This window comes from Tritonibacter sp. AK171, from assembly GCF_030127025.1.
GTDB lineage: Bacteria > Pseudomonadota > Alphaproteobacteria > Rhodobacterales > Rhodobacteraceae > Epibacterium > Epibacterium mobile.
This window is the reverse complement of sequence record NZ_CP126134.1, coordinates 699,701-718,065: the sequence shown is the minus strand read 5'-3', so window position 1 is coordinate 718,065 and position 18,365 is coordinate 699,701. Positions and strand designations below refer to the sequence as shown.

At 60.6% G+C, this 18,365-nt stretch carries 19 protein-coding genes and 1 tRNA gene; 5 read left to right on the top strand and 15 right to left on the bottom strand.

Going from position 1 to position 18,365, the window contains the following annotated elements; genetic code table 11:
* Nucleotides 1-9: 9 nt before the first annotated feature.
* From rpsD to QNI81_RS03385, 4 genes are all read right to left on the bottom strand, one after another.
* Nucleotides 10-630 (bottom strand): 30S ribosomal protein S4, encoded by a 621-nt coding sequence (rpsD, locus tag QNI81_RS03400; RefSeq protein ID WP_005641099.1) that lies wholly within the window; start codon nucleotides 628-630, stop codon nucleotides 10-12.
* Nucleotides 631-1,064: 434 nt separating this feature from the next.
* Nucleotides 1,065-2,126 carry a Hint domain-containing protein gene (locus QNI81_RS03395; protein WP_283967368.1) on the bottom strand — a complete coding sequence of 354 codons (1,062 nt, stop codon included), beginning with the start codon at nucleotides 2,124-2,126 and terminating at the stop codon, nucleotides 1,065-1,067.
* A 132-nt stretch (nucleotides 2,127-2,258) separates the two neighbouring features.
* Nucleotides 2,259-3,200: a lipid A-modifier LpxR family protein gene (locus QNI81_RS03390; RefSeq protein WP_283967367.1), complete on the bottom strand. Its 942-nt coding sequence runs from the start codon at nucleotides 3,198-3,200 to the stop codon at nucleotides 2,259-2,261.
* Nucleotides 3,201-3,376: 176 nt separating this feature from the next.
* Nucleotides 3,377-3,778, bottom strand: a complete 402-nt coding sequence (locus tag QNI81_RS03385) for a rhodanese-like domain-containing protein (RefSeq protein ID WP_283967366.1) — start codon at nucleotides 3,776-3,778, stop codon at nucleotides 3,377-3,379.
* A gap of 193 nt (nucleotides 3,779-3,971) precedes the next feature.
* Here QNI81_RS03385 and QNI81_RS03380 point away from each other — a divergent pair, with 193 nt between their 5' ends.
* A complete protein-coding gene (locus QNI81_RS03380) occupies nucleotides 3,972-5,282 on the top strand; it encodes an NAD(P)/FAD-dependent oxidoreductase (protein ID WP_283967365.1) in 1,311 nt (436 codons plus the stop codon).
* Between the two features lie 17 nt (nucleotides 5,283-5,299).
* On the opposite strand, the gene QNI81_RS03375 is transcribed toward QNI81_RS03380, so the two are convergent.
* Nucleotides 5,300-6,106, bottom strand: a complete 807-nt coding sequence (locus tag QNI81_RS03375; RefSeq protein WP_065332526.1) for an IclR family transcriptional regulator — start codon at nucleotides 6,104-6,106, stop codon at nucleotides 5,300-5,302.
* Between the two features lie 98 nt (nucleotides 6,107-6,204).
* Here QNI81_RS03375 and QNI81_RS03370 point away from each other — a divergent pair, with 98 nt between their 5' ends.
* Nucleotides 6,205-7,833: a sulfatase-like hydrolase/transferase gene (locus tag QNI81_RS03370; RefSeq protein ID WP_283967364.1), complete on the top strand. Its 1,629-nt coding sequence runs from the start codon at nucleotides 6,205-6,207 to the stop codon at nucleotides 7,831-7,833.
* A gap of 40 nt (nucleotides 7,834-7,873) precedes the next feature.
* Here the strand turns inward: QNI81_RS03370 and QNI81_RS03365 are convergent, their stop codons facing one another.
* Nucleotides 7,874-8,599 carry a hypothetical protein gene (locus QNI81_RS03365; protein WP_283967363.1) on the bottom strand — a complete coding sequence of 242 codons (726 nt, stop codon included), beginning with the start codon at nucleotides 8,597-8,599 and terminating at the stop codon, nucleotides 7,874-7,876.
* A gap of 218 nt (nucleotides 8,600-8,817) precedes the next feature.
* Nucleotides 8,818-9,855 carry an RluA family pseudouridine synthase gene (locus tag QNI81_RS03360; RefSeq protein ID WP_283967362.1) on the bottom strand — a complete coding sequence of 346 codons (1,038 nt, stop codon included), beginning with the start codon at nucleotides 9,853-9,855 and terminating at the stop codon, nucleotides 8,818-8,820.
* Between QNI81_RS03360 and QNI81_RS03355 the strand changes: the two genes are divergently transcribed.
* Complete coding sequence (locus QNI81_RS03355) at nucleotides 9,854-10,162, top strand: DUF6476 family protein (RefSeq protein ID WP_283967361.1); 309 nt, start codon at nucleotides 9,854-9,856, stop codon at nucleotides 10,160-10,162. The genes QNI81_RS03360 and QNI81_RS03355 overlap by 2 nt on opposite strands.
* Nucleotides 10,163-10,270: 108 nt before the next feature.
* Here the strand turns inward: QNI81_RS03355 and QNI81_RS03350 are convergent.
* A tRNA-His gene (locus QNI81_RS03350) sits at nucleotides 10,271-10,347 on the bottom strand.
* Nucleotides 10,348-10,638: 291 nt separating this feature from the next.
* Between QNI81_RS03350 and QNI81_RS03345 the strand changes: the two genes are divergently transcribed.
* Nucleotides 10,639-10,827, top strand: a complete 189-nt coding sequence (locus QNI81_RS03345; RefSeq protein ID WP_005642687.1) for a DUF6324 family protein — start codon at nucleotides 10,639-10,641, stop codon at nucleotides 10,825-10,827.
* A 256-nt stretch (nucleotides 10,828-11,083) separates the two neighbouring features.
* Entirely contained in the window at nucleotides 11,084-12,163 is a 1,080-nt protein-coding gene (locus tag QNI81_RS03340) for a chemotaxis protein CheA (RefSeq protein ID WP_283967360.1), read from the top strand.
* Nucleotides 12,164-12,202: 39 nt separating this feature from the next.
* Here QNI81_RS03340 and QNI81_RS03335 read toward each other — a convergent pair whose 3' ends face one another.
* From QNI81_RS03335 to ribB, 7 genes are all read right to left on the bottom strand, one after another.
* On the bottom strand, nucleotides 12,203-12,751 hold the full coding sequence (locus QNI81_RS03335) for an MmcB family DNA repair protein (RefSeq protein WP_283967359.1): 549 nt from the start codon (nucleotides 12,749-12,751) through the stop codon (nucleotides 12,203-12,205).
* Between the two features lie 338 nt (nucleotides 12,752-13,089).
* A complete protein-coding gene (locus QNI81_RS03330; protein WP_009176897.1) occupies nucleotides 13,090-13,410 on the bottom strand; it encodes a hypothetical protein in 321 nt (106 codons plus the stop codon).
* A gap of 186 nt (nucleotides 13,411-13,596) precedes the next feature.
* Nucleotides 13,597-15,246: a BCCT family transporter gene (locus QNI81_RS03325; RefSeq protein WP_009177294.1), complete on the bottom strand. Its 1,650-nt coding sequence runs from the start codon at nucleotides 15,244-15,246 to the stop codon at nucleotides 13,597-13,599.
* Nucleotides 15,247-15,286: 40 nt separating this feature from the next.
* Nucleotides 15,287-15,703 (bottom strand): universal stress protein, encoded by a 417-nt coding sequence (locus tag QNI81_RS03320; protein WP_009176756.1) that lies wholly within the window; start codon nucleotides 15,701-15,703, stop codon nucleotides 15,287-15,289.
* A 277-nt stretch (nucleotides 15,704-15,980) separates the two neighbouring features.
* The gene (nusB, locus tag QNI81_RS03315; RefSeq protein WP_005649465.1) at nucleotides 15,981-16,475 is read right to left on the bottom strand and encodes a transcription antitermination factor NusB; all 495 of its coding nucleotides are present in this window, start codon (nucleotides 16,473-16,475) and stop codon (nucleotides 15,981-15,983) included.
* A 23-nt stretch (nucleotides 16,476-16,498) separates the two neighbouring features.
* Nucleotides 16,499-17,023 (bottom strand): 6,7-dimethyl-8-ribityllumazine synthase, encoded by a 525-nt coding sequence (locus tag QNI81_RS03310; protein WP_168611271.1) that lies wholly within the window; start codon nucleotides 17,021-17,023, stop codon nucleotides 16,499-16,501.
* 14 nt (nucleotides 17,024-17,037) lie between these two features.
* Complete coding sequence (gene ribB, locus QNI81_RS03305) at nucleotides 17,038-18,162, bottom strand: 3,4-dihydroxy-2-butanone-4-phosphate synthase (RefSeq protein ID WP_168611272.1); 1,125 nt, start codon at nucleotides 18,160-18,162, stop codon at nucleotides 17,038-17,040.
* Nucleotides 18,163-18,365: the final 203 nt, after the last annotated feature.

Sequence of the window (18,365 nt, the reverse complement as noted above, 5' to 3'; positions counted from 1 at the left end):
GCACCAGCATTAGTTTTTGGCGTAGAATTCGACCACGAGGTTCGGTTCCATCATCACCGGGTACGGCACATCGGCCAGACCAGGCGCGCGCACGAAGGTGGCGGTCAGCTTGGAGTGGTCAACTTCGATGTAGTCCGGAACGTCACGCTCTGCGAGTTGAACGGCCTCCAGAACAGCTACGTTCTGCTTGGACTTTTCACGCACCTCGATCACGTCGCCTTCTTTGACGCGGTAGGAGGGGATGTTGACGCGCTTGCCGTTCACCAGCACGTGGCCGTGGTTCACGAACTGACGGGCCGCAAAGACGGTCGGCACGAATTTGGCGCGGTAGACAACAGCGTCCAGACGACGCTCCAGCAGACCGATGAGGTTTTCACCGGTGTCGCCCTTCACACGCTCGGCTTCGCCGTAGATGCGACGGAATTGTTTCTCGGTCAGGTCACCGTAGTAGCCTTTCAGCTTCTGCTTTGCGCGCAGCTGAATACCGAAGTCGGACAGTTTGCCTTTACGGCGCTGACCGTGCTGGCCGGGGCCATATTCGCGACGGTTCACCGGGGATTTCGGACGGCCCCAGATGTTTTCGCCCATGCGGCGGTCAATTTTGTACTTGGCAGACGTGCGTTTTGTCACGGCTGATCTCCTTTATATTTGGCTCCGCAACTTGCTCCGAAAACCGGTTCCCACTTTTCGGGTTGCGGACGCGCGCGACACACAACCGTCAGAACCAGATCAGGCTCGCCACGGCGATAAAGGGCGTTGTCCTCTTGGATTTGGATCTGATGATCCTCGACCTTGACAGGCATCCCCTTGCGGGGGCCACCAACACCAATGAAGCCGCGCTTCTACAGGATCGCTTGGCCGTGTCAAGTAAGAAGCGGCAGCTTTACCCGAAACCACCCAAAGGGGCGTTGCCCCTCTTGGCCTGCGGCCAATTCACCCCAGGATATTTGGTGTTAGAAGAGCGGGGCCTGGCTTCTTCTTCTAACCCGAAATATCCCAAAGCGCGAGGCAGCGCCTCGCATCTGAACAAACCTGTGCGCCGCAGGCGCTCCGCTAGGCTACGCTCAGGCCGCGTTGTGCATCAAGATAGCGGCCTCAGACGCCGAAAGGTTGCGCCGCGCAAAGGCGCCATAGCTGGCGGGGTCATGCTCAATCCCCGGCAAACGGCGCAGCAGGCGCTTGCGGTCACTGTCATCCAGCGCAGAGAGGGCGGCGTGAGCGGGATGGAAGCTCTCGGTCTCTACCCCATTGGCCCAGATCACCTGATGATGTTCCAGCAGTAGATGAACATAAGTCACTTCGCGCACAGAGCTGTCGACCTCGATGGTGCGACCATTGATCAGGTCGCGTGCGGCCACCAGAACCTCCGGCTCATTAAAGAGTGCCCGCGCCGCGCGACCGCGCACCAGCATGCGATGCTCTGGTGACACCAAGAGTTCGCGTTCCGGGCGATCGATACCCAGCGCTCCGGCGCGAATCCGTACCGGTCGTAACCCCGGCATCACAAACAACCGCGCGCCACTCATCCGGCGGGCGCCAATCCATTGCACCACCTGTGCGCCGTTGTCGCGGGTTTGCACCCGATCGCCTTCACGCAGGGTTTCCACGGGTTTTGGCCCATCAGGCGTGGCAATACGTGTCCCCGGGGTAAAGCAAATCACGCCGGGGTCGCGTGGAGCCTGATCCGCACCGAGATACCCCAGCGCATGATGTACCACCCAGAGATCGGTGTTGCGCGGCGGGATTTCATCCACAAACATCAACAATGCAGGCCGCCCACGGCCCGCTTCGATCACGGTGACGGTATAGCTTTGTACGCCGTTGGTCACGATGAAGCTGCTGTCCGTCACCGGGTCATCGATATCAATCGCATGAATATCACTGCGGTTCTGCACGGCTGCGCCCACGAGGCGGCGCACCGTACGCGCCGCACGACGCCGAAGGTCCTGTTCCCCATCCGCCATATCCAGACGCAACAGTTCTGATGGCCCGTCCACGCGCACGGCGTCCCCATGCCATGACCACGCAGCGCCCACCTCAAGTGCTGCAACAGGTGCTGCCTCGAGACCATCAATTTCCGTTTGCGTCCAAGAGATGACAAACGTGCCGCGAAAGCCCGTCTTCATCCGCTCTAGCCTGCCTCAGTTGAGTTCATCTCAATTATTAATGAAGCGTTAACAAATCAGGCCCCTAGGTGGAAGACTTAATCCCCGGTGCCGGTTTGCTTTTGACCCGGAGACCGTGGCGTAAAAACCACGTCAAAATGTCCAGCGCAGCCGCAGGGAGCCCACGATCTGCCCGGTGTCCTGACCAGAGAACTCCCTGCCCAGATAGGTAATTCCATAAAAGAAATCGCGCCCGTCGCCTTGCCAGTGCAGCCCTGCACGCAGGCGGTCGCGACGTGAATTCAGCGCGTATCCGCGCCCCTGTGGCAGGTAGACTGACTGTGCCACATGCGCCACATCGCCCCCCAGCGTGAAACTCAGGCCGCGGGTGTCATACATCGTCCGGTAGCGCTGGCCCGTCACCGGATCGCGCACCAGGAGTTCGCCCTGCCCGGCAGTGCCCAGTGTCAGGTCCGCGCCGATTCGCACCAATGTCTCATCCCCGGCGCGCGCCTCGACAAAGGGGCGCAGACGGCTGCGCGGGCCCAGCGCGATGGTTTTGCCCAACTCGCCGACGAACGTGGGGCGTATCGTGTTTGGGATCTGTGCATCGCGCACCGCATCCGAGGGGCGCGTGGTGTTGGCCAGATCATGCAGCGCGTCCTGAAACCCGTCGAGCCCGGTTTGCGGGCCGATAAAAACCAGATCGCCGCCAAGCGAGATCTCCAGTGACCCGCGCTGCATATGCGTGTGCAGCCCCAGCGACAGGGCCCCCGCCCAAGGCCGATCACCGGCAGCCGGATTGCGCAGATTGTCCGGGGCGATGATCTGGCCCAGAAAGCGCAGCTCCAGCAGCTCTCCGAAGGTCGCAGGGGCCTGCCCGTCCCAGCTGTAGCCGTAAATCCGCGACGAGGCGACAGACCCGGTGCGCCAACGATCCTTGCCATCGCCGATCAGATCATTGTCGATCAGGTGGCCATAGCCGATCCGGTGACGTTTCTGCGCCTCTGACGGGGCCGCCTCCGCCGCCTGCACAGTGCTGGCCAAAGGAAGCGCAATCGCGGCGCAGAGCGCCAGCGCGAAGGATCGGATCATCTGAATACCTGCTGGTGGGTTATTGGTGTCTTTAGGCCCCAACTGGTTAACCAACACTTAATGGCGCCACTAGTGCAGCCGGGCCACAGCATCCCGCAAAGACCATCACGCACGCCCCGGAAATGTCGCGTTTTTGTCGCGATATGAACCCCTTGGCCTGCTGTCGGGACGGGGCATTAGCCCTCGTCGACCGGAGCCACCACCGGGCCGCCTGCCTTGAGCCAGCCGGAAAACCCGTCGCTTATGTGCGCGGCCTCAAACCCCATGTCCTGCAACATCGCCACCGACAGGGCCGACCGCCACCCCGAGGCGCAATGAAAGACAAAGCGTTTTTCCTCGGCAAAGATCGCTTTGAAATAGGGGCTGTCGGGATCGACCCAGAACTCCAGCATGCCGCGCGGACAATGAAAACTGCCGGGGATAAACCCCACGCGCTGGCGTTCCCGCACATCGCGCAGGTCGACAAACACCACCTCAGGCGTGCCATGCAGGGCAATCGCCTCTGCCGCAGTGATTTCTTCGATGCGGGCGCGGGCTGCGGCGACCATCTGCGCCGATGTTGTCTTGAGCTGTGCCATCCGGACCTCCTGCGGCGTGTGTTTCCAACACTCTAGGGGCAGCTTTGCGCCCACGCCAGCCCCGGCGATAGGGCGCGCGATCACAGCAATTGACAGCCGCCCTGCCCTGCCCCAGTGTCGCCCTCAGGCTGGTAAATTATGGCCCGGTACATTGATGCACCGACCCTGCCCCCGAACATGCGAGGAGATCAGCGTGACCACAGACACGTCCCTTTCCCAATCCGCCGGTCAGCCGCGTTCTGAACCGATCTCTCTGTGGGACCGCTCATCCGAGGAACCCACCTATGCCAATCCTCTGGCACAGGACGCCCGCGTCGATGTGGCCATCGTGGGCGGCGGCTACACGGGGCTGTCGACCGCGCTGCATGGCGCGCTCAAGGGGCTGTCGTGTCATGTGCTGGAGGCCGAGGAGATCGGCCATGGTGGCTCCGGGCGCAACGTGGGGCTGGTCAACGCCGGCCTGTGGCTGCCACCACAACAGGTGGAGCAGATGCTGGGCAAGGTGCATGGCGGCGCATTGGTGCGCGAGCTGGGCGATATGCCCGACTATGTGTTCTCGCTGATCGAGCAATATCAGATCCGCTGCGAGGCCACCCGTGCAGGCACCATCCACGCCGCACATGCTGCATCGGGGCTGCGCGATCTTGAGGCGCGCGCCGCAGGCTGGCAGGCGCTTGGTGCGCCGGTGCGCCTGCTGAGCGCGAGCGAGACCGCCGAAAAAACCGGCACTGCAAAATTTCACGGCGGGCTATTGGATGCACGCGCTGGCACTATTAACCCGATGGGCTATGTGCGCGGATTGGCCCGCGCCGCACGGGCTGCCGGGGCAGACATTTCCACCGGGACCAAGGTGCATGCGCTAAAGAAAGACGGCGCAGATTGGAAAGTGGAGACAGACCGCGGTGTGATCACTGCCGGGCGCGTTGTCATCGCCACCAACGCCTATAGCGATGACCTGTGGCCGGGGCTGGCGCAGAGCTTCACGCCGATCCATTTCTTCCAGATGGCCACCCAGCCCCTCGGTGCCGAGGCCGGTTCAATCCTGCCCGAGGGTCAGGGCCTGTGGGACACCGGCAAGATCATGTTCTCGCTGCGCCGCGATCAGGCGGGGCGCCTGATTATCGGCTCCATGGGGTCGGTGGTGGGCGGCACCGAGGGCCTCACCCGCCGCTGGGCCGAACGCAAGCTGCGCCGCCTGTTCCCGGACCTCGGCGCGCTGGAGTTCGCGGATGCATGGCACGGGCAGATCGCCTTCACCCCCGATCACCTGTTCCGCATTCACCGGCTGGACGACGGGCTCTATGCCCCGGTGGGCTATAACGGACGCGGCATCACCACCGGCACGATGTTTGGCCGGGCGCTGGCGGATCTGTTCTCCGGCGCGTCAGAGGACAGCCTGCCGCTGCCGATCACCGACCTTAGACCCGATCGGGGGCGCGCGGTGAAAACCCAGCTGTACCGCAGCGCCTTTCTCGCCAAACAGGCCGCCGAAAGCCTGCTCTGACATGCGTCGGGTGCGCCTCAGAGCGCCCCGCCCTCCCAGACCTCGTCAAGGGCCGCATTGATCCCGGCGGCCGCCTCTTGCAGCGCAGGCAGATGCAGCGCTGCAAACTCCTCCACCGGTTTATAGGTCCTGAGCCACAGAACCGAGAGCCCGCCCAGCACCTGCCCGCCCGCCTTGATCGGGACCGCAATGGCACGCAGGTCGGTATCCCAGTCATGATCGCTGATCTGCGCCGTCGATCGCTCCGCATATCCCAGCCGGCGCACCCGCTCGATCCGCTTCATCAATGTCGCAAGATCCATGCCAAATCGCACCGGTCCCCAATGCAAATCGGGCTTCAGCGCCTCATAGGTCTTGGCAATCTCTGCATCCGTCATCTCGGCCAGACAGGCCACCCCGGCCGCCGACCCAAACAGGCTCACCCGCTGATTGATCTGGCCCCGCTGAACGTGAAACGTGCTGGCCTGACGGGTATTGTCGATAATCCGCATCGCGCGCGCCTCGCGGATATGGATATCCGAAGGCCAGCCAATGGCCTTCGTCAGCGCCAGCGCCCGCGGGATCGCCGCATCGGCCATATGCAACATCCCCTTGGGCATCACTTCGCCCGAAATATCGGGAAACACCACCAATGTCCGGTACAGCTGGTCCGCCAGCGAGCGGCGCACGATCTTGCGCGCGATCAAAGTCTGCAACAGCCGCCGGATGGTGCTCTTGGGCAGCCCCGTGGCGCGGTGCAAATCCGCAAGCGACATCGCCCCTTCACGCGCAAGGGTCTCCAGAATTTCGATGCCACGATCAAGAGAGCGGTTTTCTTTCAACATGTCCCGTCATGCCACTGAGCGGCATGTTTTGACAAAGGGTTTTTGCGCATCTTTCACTGGCCTATCCTCCTTGGTGAAACACCAGTGGGGCCTGCGCTATGAATATCCTCTTTATCATGTTCGACCAACTGCGGTTCGACTACCTGAGCTGCGCCGGTCATCCGCATCTGAAAACGCCCCATATCGACCGGCTGGCAGAACTTGGCGTGCGGTTCACCAACGCCTATGTGCAATCGCCCATCTGTGGTGCCGCACGGATGAGCTGCTACACCGGGCGCTATGTGTCCAGCCACGGGGCGCAATGGAACAACTCGCCGCTGCGGGTGGGCGAATGGACCATGGGGGATCACCTTCGCAAGGCGGGAATGGGCTGCTGGCTCATTGGCAAGACGCATATGAATGCCGACAGCGAAGGCATGGCCCGCCTCGGCCTCAGCCCCGACAGCGTGATTGGCGCACGACAAGCCGAATGTGGCTTTGACGTCTGGATTCGTGACGATGGCCTCTGGGCCGAGGGGCCGGACGGGTTTTATGACCAAAAACGCAGCCCCTATAATGAATACCTCAAATCAAAAGGTTACGCGGGCCATAACCCCTGGCACGACTTTGCCAATGCGGGGCTTGAAGGCGACGAAATGGCCTCCGGCTGGTTCATGGCCAACGCGCAGAAGGCCGCGAATATTGCCGAGGAAGACAGCGAAACCCCGTGGCTCACCACCAAGACCATCGAGTTCATTGAACAGGCCGAGGGGCCATGGTGCGCGCATGTGAGCTATATCAAGCCGCATTGGCCCTATATCGTGCCCGCGCCCTATCACGACATGTACGGGCCCGAACATGTGCTGCCCGCCATCAAAGATCCCGCAGAGCGAGATGATCCGCACCCTGTTTACGGTGCCTTCATGGGCAATGCCATCGGTCAGGCCTTCTCGCGCGAAGAAGTCCGACAAGCCGCCATCCCCGCCTATATGGGCCTCATCAAGCAATGCGACGACCAGATGGGGCGGCTGTTTCAATACCTTGAGGACACGGGCCGGATGGATGACACGATGATCGTGATCACGTCTGACCACGGCGACTATCTGGGCGATCACTGGCTGGGCGAGAAGGATCTCTTTCACGAACCCTCCGTCAAAGTGCCGATGATCGTCTATGATCCCCGCCCCGACGCCGATGCCACCCGCGGCACCACCTGCGACGCGCTGGTGGAAAACATCGACCTGCTCCCGACCTTTGTGGAGGCTGCCGGCGGCGAGGTCGCAGATCACATCCTTGAGGGCCGCGCGCTTACACCATGGCTGCACGGTCAGACGCCCGAGGTGTGGCGGGACTACGCGATCAGCGAATACGACTACTCCGGCACACCGATGAGTGTGAAGCTCGGCATCGCCCCCCGCGATGCACGGCTCTTTATGGTGACGGACACGCGCTGGAAGTTCATGCACGCCGAGGGCGGCCTGCCGCCAATGCTGTTCGATCTGGAAAACGACCCGCAAGAGTTTAACGACCTTGGACGCAGCGCTGAACATCGCGAAGTGATCGACATGATGTATGCGCGCCTCGGCCAATGGGGTCGGCGCATGTCACAACGCATCACCCGCTCAGACGCGCAGATCATTGCAGGGCGCGGCGCCTCCCGCGGCAAGGGCATTTTGCTTGGGGTCTATGACCCCGAAGACGTCCCCGCCGAGCTAACCGTAAAATACCGCGGCAAGCCACCGGGGTGAAGCGGTCCGGGCTAAGTAGCTAAGCGCAATGTTCAGGTTTTCAGTCCGTCAACATTCCGCAGCGCGAGATCTCCATGAGCACTTTATCAAGGTATCGCAAATTCCGACCTGATCGATCGCCAAATTTTTCGTGACACAAAAGCCCGACCCGCCGGTTGATCTCAAGAAGTTGCTTGAAATCAGGCTTAACTGATACGTGACAATTTTCTAAGAGGCCTATTGCTCGGGCTGACCTCACAAGGTGGATGTCGGGTTTCACGGCAAGCCCCAAATCGGTGAGGGCATGCAAAACACTGATCGGCCCCCACCCTCCGCCATACGCTCGTTGAATGTTACTAATTGCCAAATCAAGTGGTTGTGCCGCGAGTCGCTCAAAGGGTGCATCGTACGGCATCGCACGCATTGCTACGGCCGCGCCTTGAATTCCGAACAATCGATGGCGAGCGACCTGCGTTCTGGATAAAAGCTCGTTCGATGCTCTTCCCGAGATTCGAAAGCTATCCCTCTTAGTACCCGGACCTATTTTTTCGATGTATAATTCACCGTCTCGCTCTCCCCAGCTCAAGAGTGCTTCGTCTCTAAAAGGTTCAATTTCTTTAATCCAACGATGGGCAGTAGTAACTTTAGTGTTTGCGTAAAGCGGCTTGTCCCATACCGATTTCCAGATTTCACTCCGCGTCGCCGTATTTGGATCTAATATACTAGCTGCGAGATTCCGCGCTTCTGCTAGAACTTCCGGAGAAAGCCTCTCTTCCAGGATGTTCACTCGACCCAGAGCTTGATTTACATTTATCAATTTATAAATCCATTTTCAAAATACGTTATTATCATTGCTCTAATGAGATGATTGAGAGATGACAAGATGCTCAGAACTCTCACAAGGCCAAACGCACTCATAAAAATTATCAAATGTCAGCAATTCGCAAATAGCACAATCCGATCAGGTATCTGTGAAGGTTTCCAAACGAACACTTCCCCCTCCCCCTAAATCGCAACCGGCATCCGAAGGGCTGAGATCAAGGCCTGCATGTCTTCGGGCAGCGGGGCCTCAAAGCGCATCATCTCGCCGCTCACCGGGTGCTCAAAGCCCAGAACGGCAGCGTGCAGGGCTTGCCGGTGAAAGTTGCTGATGGCCACAAGCCCCGCCGCGCTCAGCGCCTTGGGGGAGATCTTGCGCTTGCCGCCATAGGTGGGATCGCCCAGCAGCCCATGGCCCGCATGCGCCATATGCACCCGGATCTGATGGGTGCGCCCGGTTTCCAGCCAGCACTCCACCAAGGAGGCCGCCGCAGGGGCACCAAAAGCCTCGATGATGCGGGCGCGGGTCACCGCATGGCGGCCGCCTTCAAACAATACCGCTTGCCGTTGGCGGTCGGTCCTGTGGCGCGCAAGCTGGGTGGTGAGCTTGAGGATATTGCCCGGCTCAAAACTCGCACCGCGCACGCCGCGCAGGCGCGGGTCATTGGCGTCGGGTACACCGTAGCAGACCGCCTGATAATAGCGCTCAACGCTGTGACGTTCAAACTGCGCCGCCAGCCCCTGATGCGCGGCGTCCGATTTCGCCACCACCAACAGCCCCGAGGTTTCCTTATCGATCCGGTGCACAATGCCGGGGCGCTTCACCCCGCCCACACCGGAGAGATCCGCGCCGCAATGATGCAAAAGCGCATTGACCAGCGTGCCGGAGGGGCTGCCGGGGGCCGGATGCACTACCATGCCTGCCGGTTTGTTGATGACGATAAGGTCGGCGTCCTCATAGATCACATCCAGCGCAATATCCTCGGGGCCAATATGGCTCTCCTCAGCGTCCTCCACCGTGATGACGATTTGCGCGCCCTCAGGGACGCGGGCCTTGGCGTCACTGGCCACTGTCCCGTCCACCTCAACGCCACCGCTTTCGATCAGACGGGCCAGACGGGTGCGCGACAGGTTCGCTTCCTCTGGCACATCGCGCGCAATCGCTTTATCAAGCCGCTTGGGCGGGTTGTCCGCGATCACAAATTCAATGCGGCGGCTGGCCATGACTCATCCTTCCGAACCTGAAAACATTACCGAACCGGCGCAGCTGCGTTTCCTGCGCCGCCTCGTGACCACGCTCACGGTGATCATGGTGGGCGGGGTTCTAGTGGTAATTGCGCTGCTTGTCATCCGTTTGTCTGATGACACCTCTGCCCCCTTGCTTCCGGCAGACATTACCCTGCCCGATGGCGCGACAGCGCGGGCTGTGACCTTTGGCTCCGGCTGGCTGGCGGTGGTGACCACCGACGATCAAATCCTGATCCTCGACAGCGAAACCGGTGCGCTGCGCCAGAGCGTTCAGATCGACTAACCAAGTCGCAGCCCTATCCACAGGCTGCACGGCTACGCGTCGCTACGGATGGCCGTATCGGTCACCCACAGGCGCAAAACCGTTTCATGACATGATGTTAGGGAGGGATGGTACCACCTCCTGGTCTCGAACCAGGGACCTCTTGATCCACAATCAAGCGCTCTAACCAACTGAGCTAAGGCGGCACTGGGGGCGATTTACAACACAGAAAATCAGAGTGCAAGAGCTCATGTCACAAGTTTTTTGCACTTTTTTGCACAAGGGCAAATTCTTCTGTCCTCCCCCTGTCCGCATAGATCTGCGCCCGTTCAGATGTCCGGAAATGGCCCGTTTGAGGCCGCAGTGATTCCCTCTCACCCCCTGTTTTCCCAATCAAAGGGCGCGCGGTGCGTGGGCAAGAGGCGACATCTTGCTTTTTAAGGGCTTGCAGGCTAGCAGGAGTTCCTACCGCGATCCGCAACCCGAAGGAGCTGCACATGGGGATCAATACCGAACGCGACATTGAGGCGAACATGCAGATCGGCCCGACCGATGCCGGGATGGTGCGCATTTTCATCGAAGCCGATGGGCTTGAGATCCCGATGGACTTCGACCCCGAGGAAGCCGAGGAAATCGCTGATGAAATCCGTGCAGCGGCACAGGCCGCGCGTGCTGTCAGCTCCTGAATAGCGCGTCTTTTTTCGACAGGATCGCCGGGCTTTGCGCCCGGCTTTTTTGTGCCCAAAACACCGCTGTCGGCATCACAACAACCAACAATCGCCCATTAAGTTACCGCAAGTGCGTGCCCAGCTGCGCGCGACGGCCTGCCAGAGCGGCAAAATCCATCGAATTTGACGGGTTCCGTTTACGGAAGTTAGGGCCGTGTTAACCTCTACCTCCAAATGATTAATGAACGTCAAGTTTCTACTTGGAGCGTGTGTGATGTACCATTTTACAACCCCGCCGTTGGGACCAGCTGTGACCCTACCGAGCGCCATCGCCTCTGCGAATGGTCCGCGGGCCGCCGCGTTTTCCATTTCGAATTCAGACAAGCTGACCGCCAACCAATTGCAAAATCAGGTCTCTCAGGCCCGGCGCGCCCGCGAGAAAATGATTGATCAGGTGACCAAACCGCCCGAGCCGGGCTGGAAATCCGCGATGAACCAGATCTCGGATACGGTCGATCACATGGAGAAAGTGCTGAACTTTCTGCGCACTCAGGTTTCCCGCTTGCCTGCGACCCCGGTGACGGACAAGGACGCCCTTGCGGTGTATCCTTCCGGCGTCGCAATGCAGCAGTCCGGCAGGATGCCGGACGGTCTCCCGTCGGTGGCAGAAGCCCCGGCGGACCTTAACGCAACACCCGTCGCCACCCCCACGGATGCCACAGCCGAAACCATCACTGCTGCGCGTCCTCCACGGGTGATCTATGTGATGGATGACGGGGTCGTCATCATCGGCCTGCCCCCAGCCGATACCCCACAGCCCAACGCCGCCGCGGATCGCACCGCCGCCCCGGCCCCCAGCGAGGCCCCACAACCTTCGCAATCAGAGCCTTCGCAATCAGGAGAGAGCATGACCTCCAACACCGTGATCAGCCTCCCCCTGACCGAAGACCAAAGACGGGCCAGTGCGGATCTGATTGCCCTCGCCCAGAAGGCCTACGCCTATCAGACCCAATCGCGCACATCGCAATCTGCAGAGTTGATCTCGGATGAGAGTGTCGGCCTGACCGGGGCCTTGTCTGAGGCACCGGGCAGCGCCGCTGCGCTGGATCGCCCGGACCGCGCCCCTGTGCCACGGGTGTTGACAGCGGACGCTGCCCCCACTCAGGGCGCGGAGATGCGCACGCCGCCCAGCGATCCGCTGATCGCAGCCGCAGAACCTTATGAGCGCAATCCCCAGCGAGAGGCCGCCGAGGCGCAGGAACAACGGCAGATGCTCGCCCTGCAACTCGATGGGCACAATGACATCATCTACATCGTCCCCCCGGCCAAAGCCGCCATCGACCTCACGGCCTGATCTGCGGGCCGTATTCGGGTCTCTTGGGCCACCCTCAGGTCATTCTCCCTCGCTTGGAGACAACAGCAGCCCATCCCGTCCGGGTCTTGGATCTCTGAGCCGCTGCAGGCGGCGGGCGGCATCCATGGCGAATTTCTGGATCATCTTTTTGCGCCGCGCCGGGGGCAGTTTCTGCTCTGGCGCCATACGCGCCACTTCGCCATCATAGGCATCGGCAAGGATCAGCCCGGTGCCCTCGGGCAGCAAATCGGTGGGAAAATCCACGTCGACCGCCCAAAAGTACCGGTCGCACCACTCCAGATAGCCCTGCCATTTGCAATCGCTCTGAAAATCGGCGCGGCTGGATTTGCACTCGATCACCCATAACTCGCCCTTTGGCCCCAGCGCCATGACATCCACCCGCAGCCCGCGCGCGGGGACGAATTCCTCAACCGAGGCAAATCCCATCGAGCGCAGATAGCGGCTGACCCCACGCGCCAGACGCTGTCCCGGCTGCAGCAGGGCCAGTGTCGCCTCATCGCCCTCAGGCGGGATGGCCTCCCGCGTGGGGGTGTCGAACTCATCTTGATCGAGGTGCTGATTTGCCATACGCCAAAAGTGAACAATTCATGAACAAAAATCAAGCCCCAGATCCCCACGCGCCCCCTTGTGCAAGCGCGCGCGCCGCACTACCTATTGCGAAGGCGGGTTCTCCCCTTCTCGTGACAGGCAGCATTCCAGTGGCCTTAAGCAATTCCGAGGGAGCTGGCTCTGTCCGGATCCTGGTCCGTTTACCTGGCGCCCACCTGTACATACAGGTCCTCGGGAATCAACGCCGCACGGTTGACTGGTGGTTCCCGCCGCTTTTCCCACGCTAACGCCTGCAAACAAGAAGCCGCGCAAGACATGCGCGGCCTGTGTTCAGCCAATCCCAGAGGGGCCAGCCCTCAGCGTTTGGTGGGGCGACCGGCCTGTGCGGCTTTGGCCGGGACCGGCACCGCTTGCAACTCTGGCCCAACCCAAGTGCCACCGCGGGGGGGGTCCTCGCGTTCCGCCATGGCCATGATCTTAAAGCCGAACTGAACGCCGCCAAAGACCACCGCATTGGAAATCCACAGCGCCAGCACTGCGACGACGCCCGCGTCAGATCCAAAGACCAGCGCGCCAAGATTGGCGATGTTGAACCACAACAGGATGCCCACAAAAATCGCGGCCAGCACCAGTCCCCAAAGGGCGCTTCTGATGTAGAGCTTAATCAGTTCAGGCATGACACTCTCCTTGCGGCTACCCTTTAAATCTAGGGCGCAGCGGCCCCCCGGTCCAGCGCACAGAAGATGATGCGACGATTTGGCCGCGTCGGGTTTGGCTATTTCCCCAAACCGCACGACGCGACGCATAAAAAAACGGCGCCCCGCAAAGGGCGCCGTCTCTCCTGTCACTCAGTGCGAGGCCGCTCAGGTGTTTTTGCGCTCACTCATCAGGCCGCGCAGGATCGCGTAGCACATGATCAGCAGCACCACCGTAAACGGCAGACCGGTGGAGATCACCATCGACTGCAAGGATTGCAGACCGCCCGCACTCAGCAAGAGCACGATCGCAACCGCACCCTCAAAGATGCACCAGAAGGCACGCTGCGGCACCGGCGCGTCGACCTTGCCCCCGGCGGTGATGGTATCGATCACCAGCGACCCGGAGTCCGAGGAGGTCACGAAGAACACGATAACCAGCACGATGCCCACCAGCGAGGTGATTCCAGCAAGCGGCATCACGTCCAGCATCTTAAAGAGCTTCAGCTCCAGCGTTGCCTCTTGGGCGACGGTGTAGCCATCGGTGATCACCTGATAAATTGCGGTGCCGCCAAAGACGCTCATCCACAACACGCAGACCATCGACGGGATCAACAGCACGCAGATAATGAACTCGCGCACGGTGCGGCCCCGGCTCACGCGGGCGATGAACATGCCCACAAACGGCGACCAGGAAATCCACCACGCCCAGTAGAACGAAGTCCAGCCCTGCATGAAGTTGACGTCCTCACGCCCCACCGGGTTCGACAGCGCGGGCAGGAACTGCACATAGGCCACCAGCGAATCCCAAAACAGCGACAGCAGGAACACGGTCGGCCCCACCAGCAGCACAAAGATCAGCAGCAGGAACGCCAGACCCATGTTGATTTCGGACAGGATCTTCACCCCGCCATCAAGACCACGCATCACCGACACCAGCGCCACTGCGGTAATCGCCGAAATCAGGATCACCTCGGTGGTGGGACCAACAGCAATGCCGAACAGCTCATTGAGGCCCGCATTGGCCTGCGTCGCACCAAAGCCGAGCGAGGTCGCCAGACCAAAGAGCGTCGCAAATACCGCGAGAATGTCGATCACATGACCAACCCAGCCCCAGACTGCATCGCCAAAGATCGGATAGAAGGCAGAGCGGATCGTCAGCGGCAGACCCTTGTTGTAGCTGAACAAAGCCAGCGCCAGCGCCACCACCGCATAGATCGCCCAAGGGTGCAGACCCCAGTGAAAGATCGTCGCGGCCATGCCCAGACGCACGGCGTCCGCTTCATTTCCGGCGGCGCCTCCCAAGGGGGCCCAGTCGGTGCGCGCGCCATTCTCAGCGGCGGTGCCGCCCATAGAAGAGGCAAAGTGGCTCAGCGGTTCCGAGACGCCGTAGAACATCAGACCGATGCCCATACCGGCCGCGAAAAGCATCGCAAACCAGCCGATATAGCTATAGTCGGGCTCTGCTTCAGTGCCGCCCAGCCTGACGTTGCCAAATGGCGTGACGATCAGGAACAGACAGAAGATCACGAAAATATTCGCGGCACCGAGGAAGAACCAGTCAAAGCCCTTGGTGACTGTGCTGAACAGCCAGGAGAACAGCGACCCCGCCTGTTCGGGCAGGGCGAGCGTGTAGAACACAAAGGCCACAATCGCGAGGCCAGAGATCGCAAACACCGGGTTGTGGATGTCAAACCCGAAAGGACCGACAGACCCCTCAAGGTTGTCTTGCCCGATTTCATATTCCGTATCGATGATATGTGCTGCGCCGTCCGGGCTTGGAATGCCGTCGGACGTTTCCGTCGTTTGGTCGGTCATAGGTACCGCCTTTCGTTTCGGAGTTTCAATTCTATGGCAGTCAATCGCGCACCAAGAGCACCGATGCGGTGCTGTGCGCTGCAACATGGGCGCCGTGACCGGCCCAGATGTAATCCGAGATATTCGGCACATGGGTCGCCATCACCACCAGATCCGCCTGCAGATCCGCAATGGCAGCCTCCAGCGCCTTATTGAGATCGGTTGCCGGGTCGTGGCTCATGATGGCATGGGCGCTGGCCTTGATCGCATATTGCGCTGCTTGGCTCTGGGCAAAACTCTCCAGCTTTGCCTTGTATTCCGCAGGGCTGCGGGCAAGTGCACTGGGACTGGCCGAGGCCACCCCCACATAACACACCTCTGCGGCATGGGTTTTTGCCATTGTTGCAGCCACTTGCAGAGCTTTCTGCAATGCGGCTTCATGCGCCAGGTCCACTGGCACGACTACTTTGTGAAACATGTCCCCTCCTGTTTCTGGCAGCCCTTTTGGGGCGTTTTCGTTTCCGGGCAGGACCGCCTCAGCCCAGTGACGGGCAGAGGTGTCCAGTACTTGCAAGCTGGCAGCTTTTTGCTGCCAACGCAAATTGCTGATTAAAAAGCATGCAATCCGCGCCAATCGGACTATGAACTGGTGCTAAGCTCTCAGGTTTCAATGAAAAAAGGCGCAGGACCCATCGTCATGCGCCTCATTAGAACTGTTTTGCGTCGTTTCTTCGCCCTGTCTGACAGGCTGACTGTCAGAACGCCTCGGGCTTTGCTTCGCGTGCCATATGGTCCAGCACCGCGTTGACAAAGCTCGCCTCGCGCCCTTCCGGGAAGAAGGCGCGCGCAATATCGACGTATTCGTTGATCACCACTTTGACCGGCGTATCGCTCTCGACAAACTCCGCGCCTGCTGCACGAAACAGCGCCCGCAGGGTTGGGTCGATACGGGCAATCGGCCATTTCGCCACCAGCGCGCGGTCGGTCATCTGGTCGATCTTTGCCTGATAATTCACCGCATCATTCACCAGCTTGCGAAACAGCTTGGTGTCGCCCTCGGCATATTCGTCGCCCTCATAGGTCGCACCAAAGCGATGATCCTCAAACTCCACGATCACCTTATTGGTGCTCTGGTCGCTCTGCTCCATCTGAAACAGCGCCTGCACCGCATAAAGACGGGCAGCAGAGCGCGCCTGCGTCTTGTTTTTTCCCGGTTTCTGGCCCGGTTTCGGGGCGTCTTTGGAGGTCATGAGCGAGGGATCCGTTGTTAAAATCAGGCGAGCCGGTAAGAGTCGGAGGCAGGTTTGAATCCTACACCCTTGGTCTGGGCGCCCCACTTACGCGCGAGCGCGATCAGATGCAAGGCCGCAGCCGCCGCGCCGCCGCCCTTGTTTTGATCCTTTGGATCGGCGCGCACCTCGGCCTGCTTTCGGTTCTCTACCGTCAGGATGCCATTACCGATGCACAGCCCCTGAAGGCCCAAGAGCTGCAAGGCGCGCGAGCTGTCATTACAGACCGTGTCGTAATGCGTGGTCTCGCCACGGATCACGCAGCCCAGCGCCACATAGCCGTCAAAGTTCGACGCCCGGTCGGAAATGCCGATGGCGGTGGGGATCTCCAGCGCGCCGGGGACCTCGACCACCTCATAAGAGCCGCCCACGGCCTCGATCTCGGCCACCGCACCAGCAACCATATTGTCGGCGATGTCCTTGTAATAGGGCGACACCACGATCAGCAGCTTCACCGGCTTGTCGAATTCCGGGCGCGGCAGGATGTAGTGGCTTTCTTGTCCGGCCATGACGCAGGCCTCCTTTAGCTGTCACTGGACAGGATGGGACGGGTGCCGACGATCGACAGCCCATAGGCATCCAGCCCAACATATTTGGTTTCCGGCGAGTCGGTGAGCAGGATCAGCTCCTCAATGCCGAGTTTATTGAGAATTTGCGCGCCAAGACCGGTTTGCTTGATCGTGCGCACCCCGTCCTCGTCCGAAGCATAGAGCGCATTGCGCGGCTGGCGGAACAGGCAGACCACCCCGCGCCCTTCTTCTGCAATCAATTCCATTGCACGCGGCAGCTCGCCTGCGGGTTTTGGCCCCAGCCCCAAGAGGTCAGAGGCCTCATGCAGCGCATGGGTCCGCGTAAGCACAGGCTCGGGCGTCGAGATGTCGCCCTTGATCAGCACGACGTGTTCCACATCATGGGTCTGGTCGGTAAAGATCCGCATCTCCCAGTCGCCGCCATATTCCGAGGTCACGGTCTTGCGCGCGGTCTCATCCACCAGATTGTCATTCTTGGCACGATAGGCGATCAGATCGGAAATCGTGCCGATCTTCATGTCGTGGGTTTTGGCAAACTCCACCAGATCCGGCAGCCGCGCCATGGTGCCATCGTCTTTCATGATCTCGCAGATCACCGCCGAGGGATGCAGCCCCGCAATGCGCGAAATATCGACCGAGGCTTCGGTATGGCCGGCGCGGACCAGCACGCCGCCCCGCTTGGCCCGCAATGGAAACACATGGCCCGGCGTGGCAATCGCGGCCATGGTGTTTTGCTCATTGATGGCGGTGGCCACGGTCAGCGCCCGATCCGCGGCCGAAATCCCGGTATCCACCCCCTCACGCGCCTCGATCGACACGGTGAATGCGGTCTCATGGCGCGAGGAATTATTCACCGCCATCATCGGCAGACCCAGCCGGTCGATCCGCTCGGCGGTCATCGGCAGACAAATAAGCCCGCGCCCGTATGTGGCCATGAAATTGATCGCATCCGCATCGGCAAATTCAGCCGCGATGATCAGATCGCCCTCGTTTTCGCGGTCCTCATGATCCACTAGGATATACATCTTCCCCGCACGGGCAGCGGCGATGATCTCCTCGATGGGGCTGATGGCGTCGCGCAACTCAGACTCGACAGGGCCGGGCGTCTCATAGCTCATCTGCAACAGGCCTTTCACTGATGGGGCGCAGGGTCGGATGACCTGTCCGCGCCGCGATTGTCCCCGTCGGGATAGCTCACACGCGGCGCAAATACCAGCCCTGCAAGCGGCACATGCGGGTGCGCAACCGGCACGTCTCACAGGGGCTTTGCCCCTCTTGGCCTTTGGCCAATTCACCCCAGGATATTTGTGGTTAGAAGAAT

Excerpts from the sequence above, each read along its gene's own strand:
- QNI81_RS03395 (WP_283967368.1), bottom strand. The coding sequence starts at position 2,126 with ATGAAGACGGGCTTTCGCGGCACGTTTGTCATCTCTTGGACGCAAACG.
- QNI81_RS03390 (WP_283967367.1), bottom strand. The coding sequence starts at position 3,200 with ATGATCCGATCCTTCGCGCTGGCGCTCTGCGCCGCGATTGCGCTTCCT.
- QNI81_RS03385 (WP_283967366.1), bottom strand. The coding sequence starts at position 3,778 with ATGGCACAGCTCAAGACAACATCGGCGCAGATGGTCGCCGCAGCCCGC.
- QNI81_RS03375 (WP_065332526.1), bottom strand. The coding sequence starts at position 6,106 with ATGTTGAAAGAAAACCGCTCTCTTGATCGTGGCATCGAAATTCTGGAG.
- QNI81_RS03370 (WP_283967364.1), top strand. The coding sequence starts at position 6,205 with ATGAATATCCTCTTTATCATGTTCGACCAACTGCGGTTCGACTACCTG.
- QNI81_RS03355 (WP_283967361.1), top strand. The coding sequence starts at position 9,854 with ATGACTCATCCTTCCGAACCTGAAAACATTACCGAACCGGCGCAGCTG.
- QNI81_RS03360 (WP_283967362.1), bottom strand. The coding sequence starts at position 9,855 with ATGGCCAGCCGCCGCATTGAATTTGTGATCGCGGACAACCCGCCCAAG.
- QNI81_RS03345 (WP_005642687.1), top strand. The coding sequence starts at position 10,639 with ATGGGGATCAATACCGAACGCGACATTGAGGCGAACATGCAGATCGGC.
- QNI81_RS03340 (WP_283967360.1), top strand. The coding sequence starts at position 11,084 with ATGTACCATTTTACAACCCCGCCGTTGGGACCAGCTGTGACCCTACCG.
- QNI81_RS03335 (WP_283967359.1), bottom strand. The coding sequence starts at position 12,751 with ATGGCAAATCAGCACCTCGATCAAGATGAGTTCGACACCCCCACGCGG.
- QNI81_RS03330 (WP_009176897.1), bottom strand. The coding sequence starts at position 13,410 with ATGCCTGAACTGATTAAGCTCTACATCAGAAGCGCCCTTTGGGGACTG.
- QNI81_RS03325 (WP_009177294.1), bottom strand. The coding sequence starts at position 15,246 with ATGACCGACCAAACGACGGAAACGTCCGACGGCATTCCAAGCCCGGAC.
- QNI81_RS03320 (WP_009176756.1), bottom strand. The coding sequence starts at position 15,703 with ATGTTTCACAAAGTAGTCGTGCCAGTGGACCTGGCGCATGAAGCCGCA.
- nusB (WP_005649465.1), bottom strand. The coding sequence starts at position 16,475 with ATGACCTCCAAAGACGCCCCGAAACCGGGCCAGAAACCGGGAAAAAAC.
- QNI81_RS03310 (WP_168611271.1), bottom strand. The coding sequence starts at position 17,023 with ATGGCCGGACAAGAAAGCCACTACATCCTGCCGCGCCCGGAATTCGAC.
- ribB (WP_168611272.1), bottom strand. The coding sequence starts at position 18,162 with ATGAGCTATGAGACGCCCGGCCCTGTCGAGTCTGAGTTGCGCGACGCC.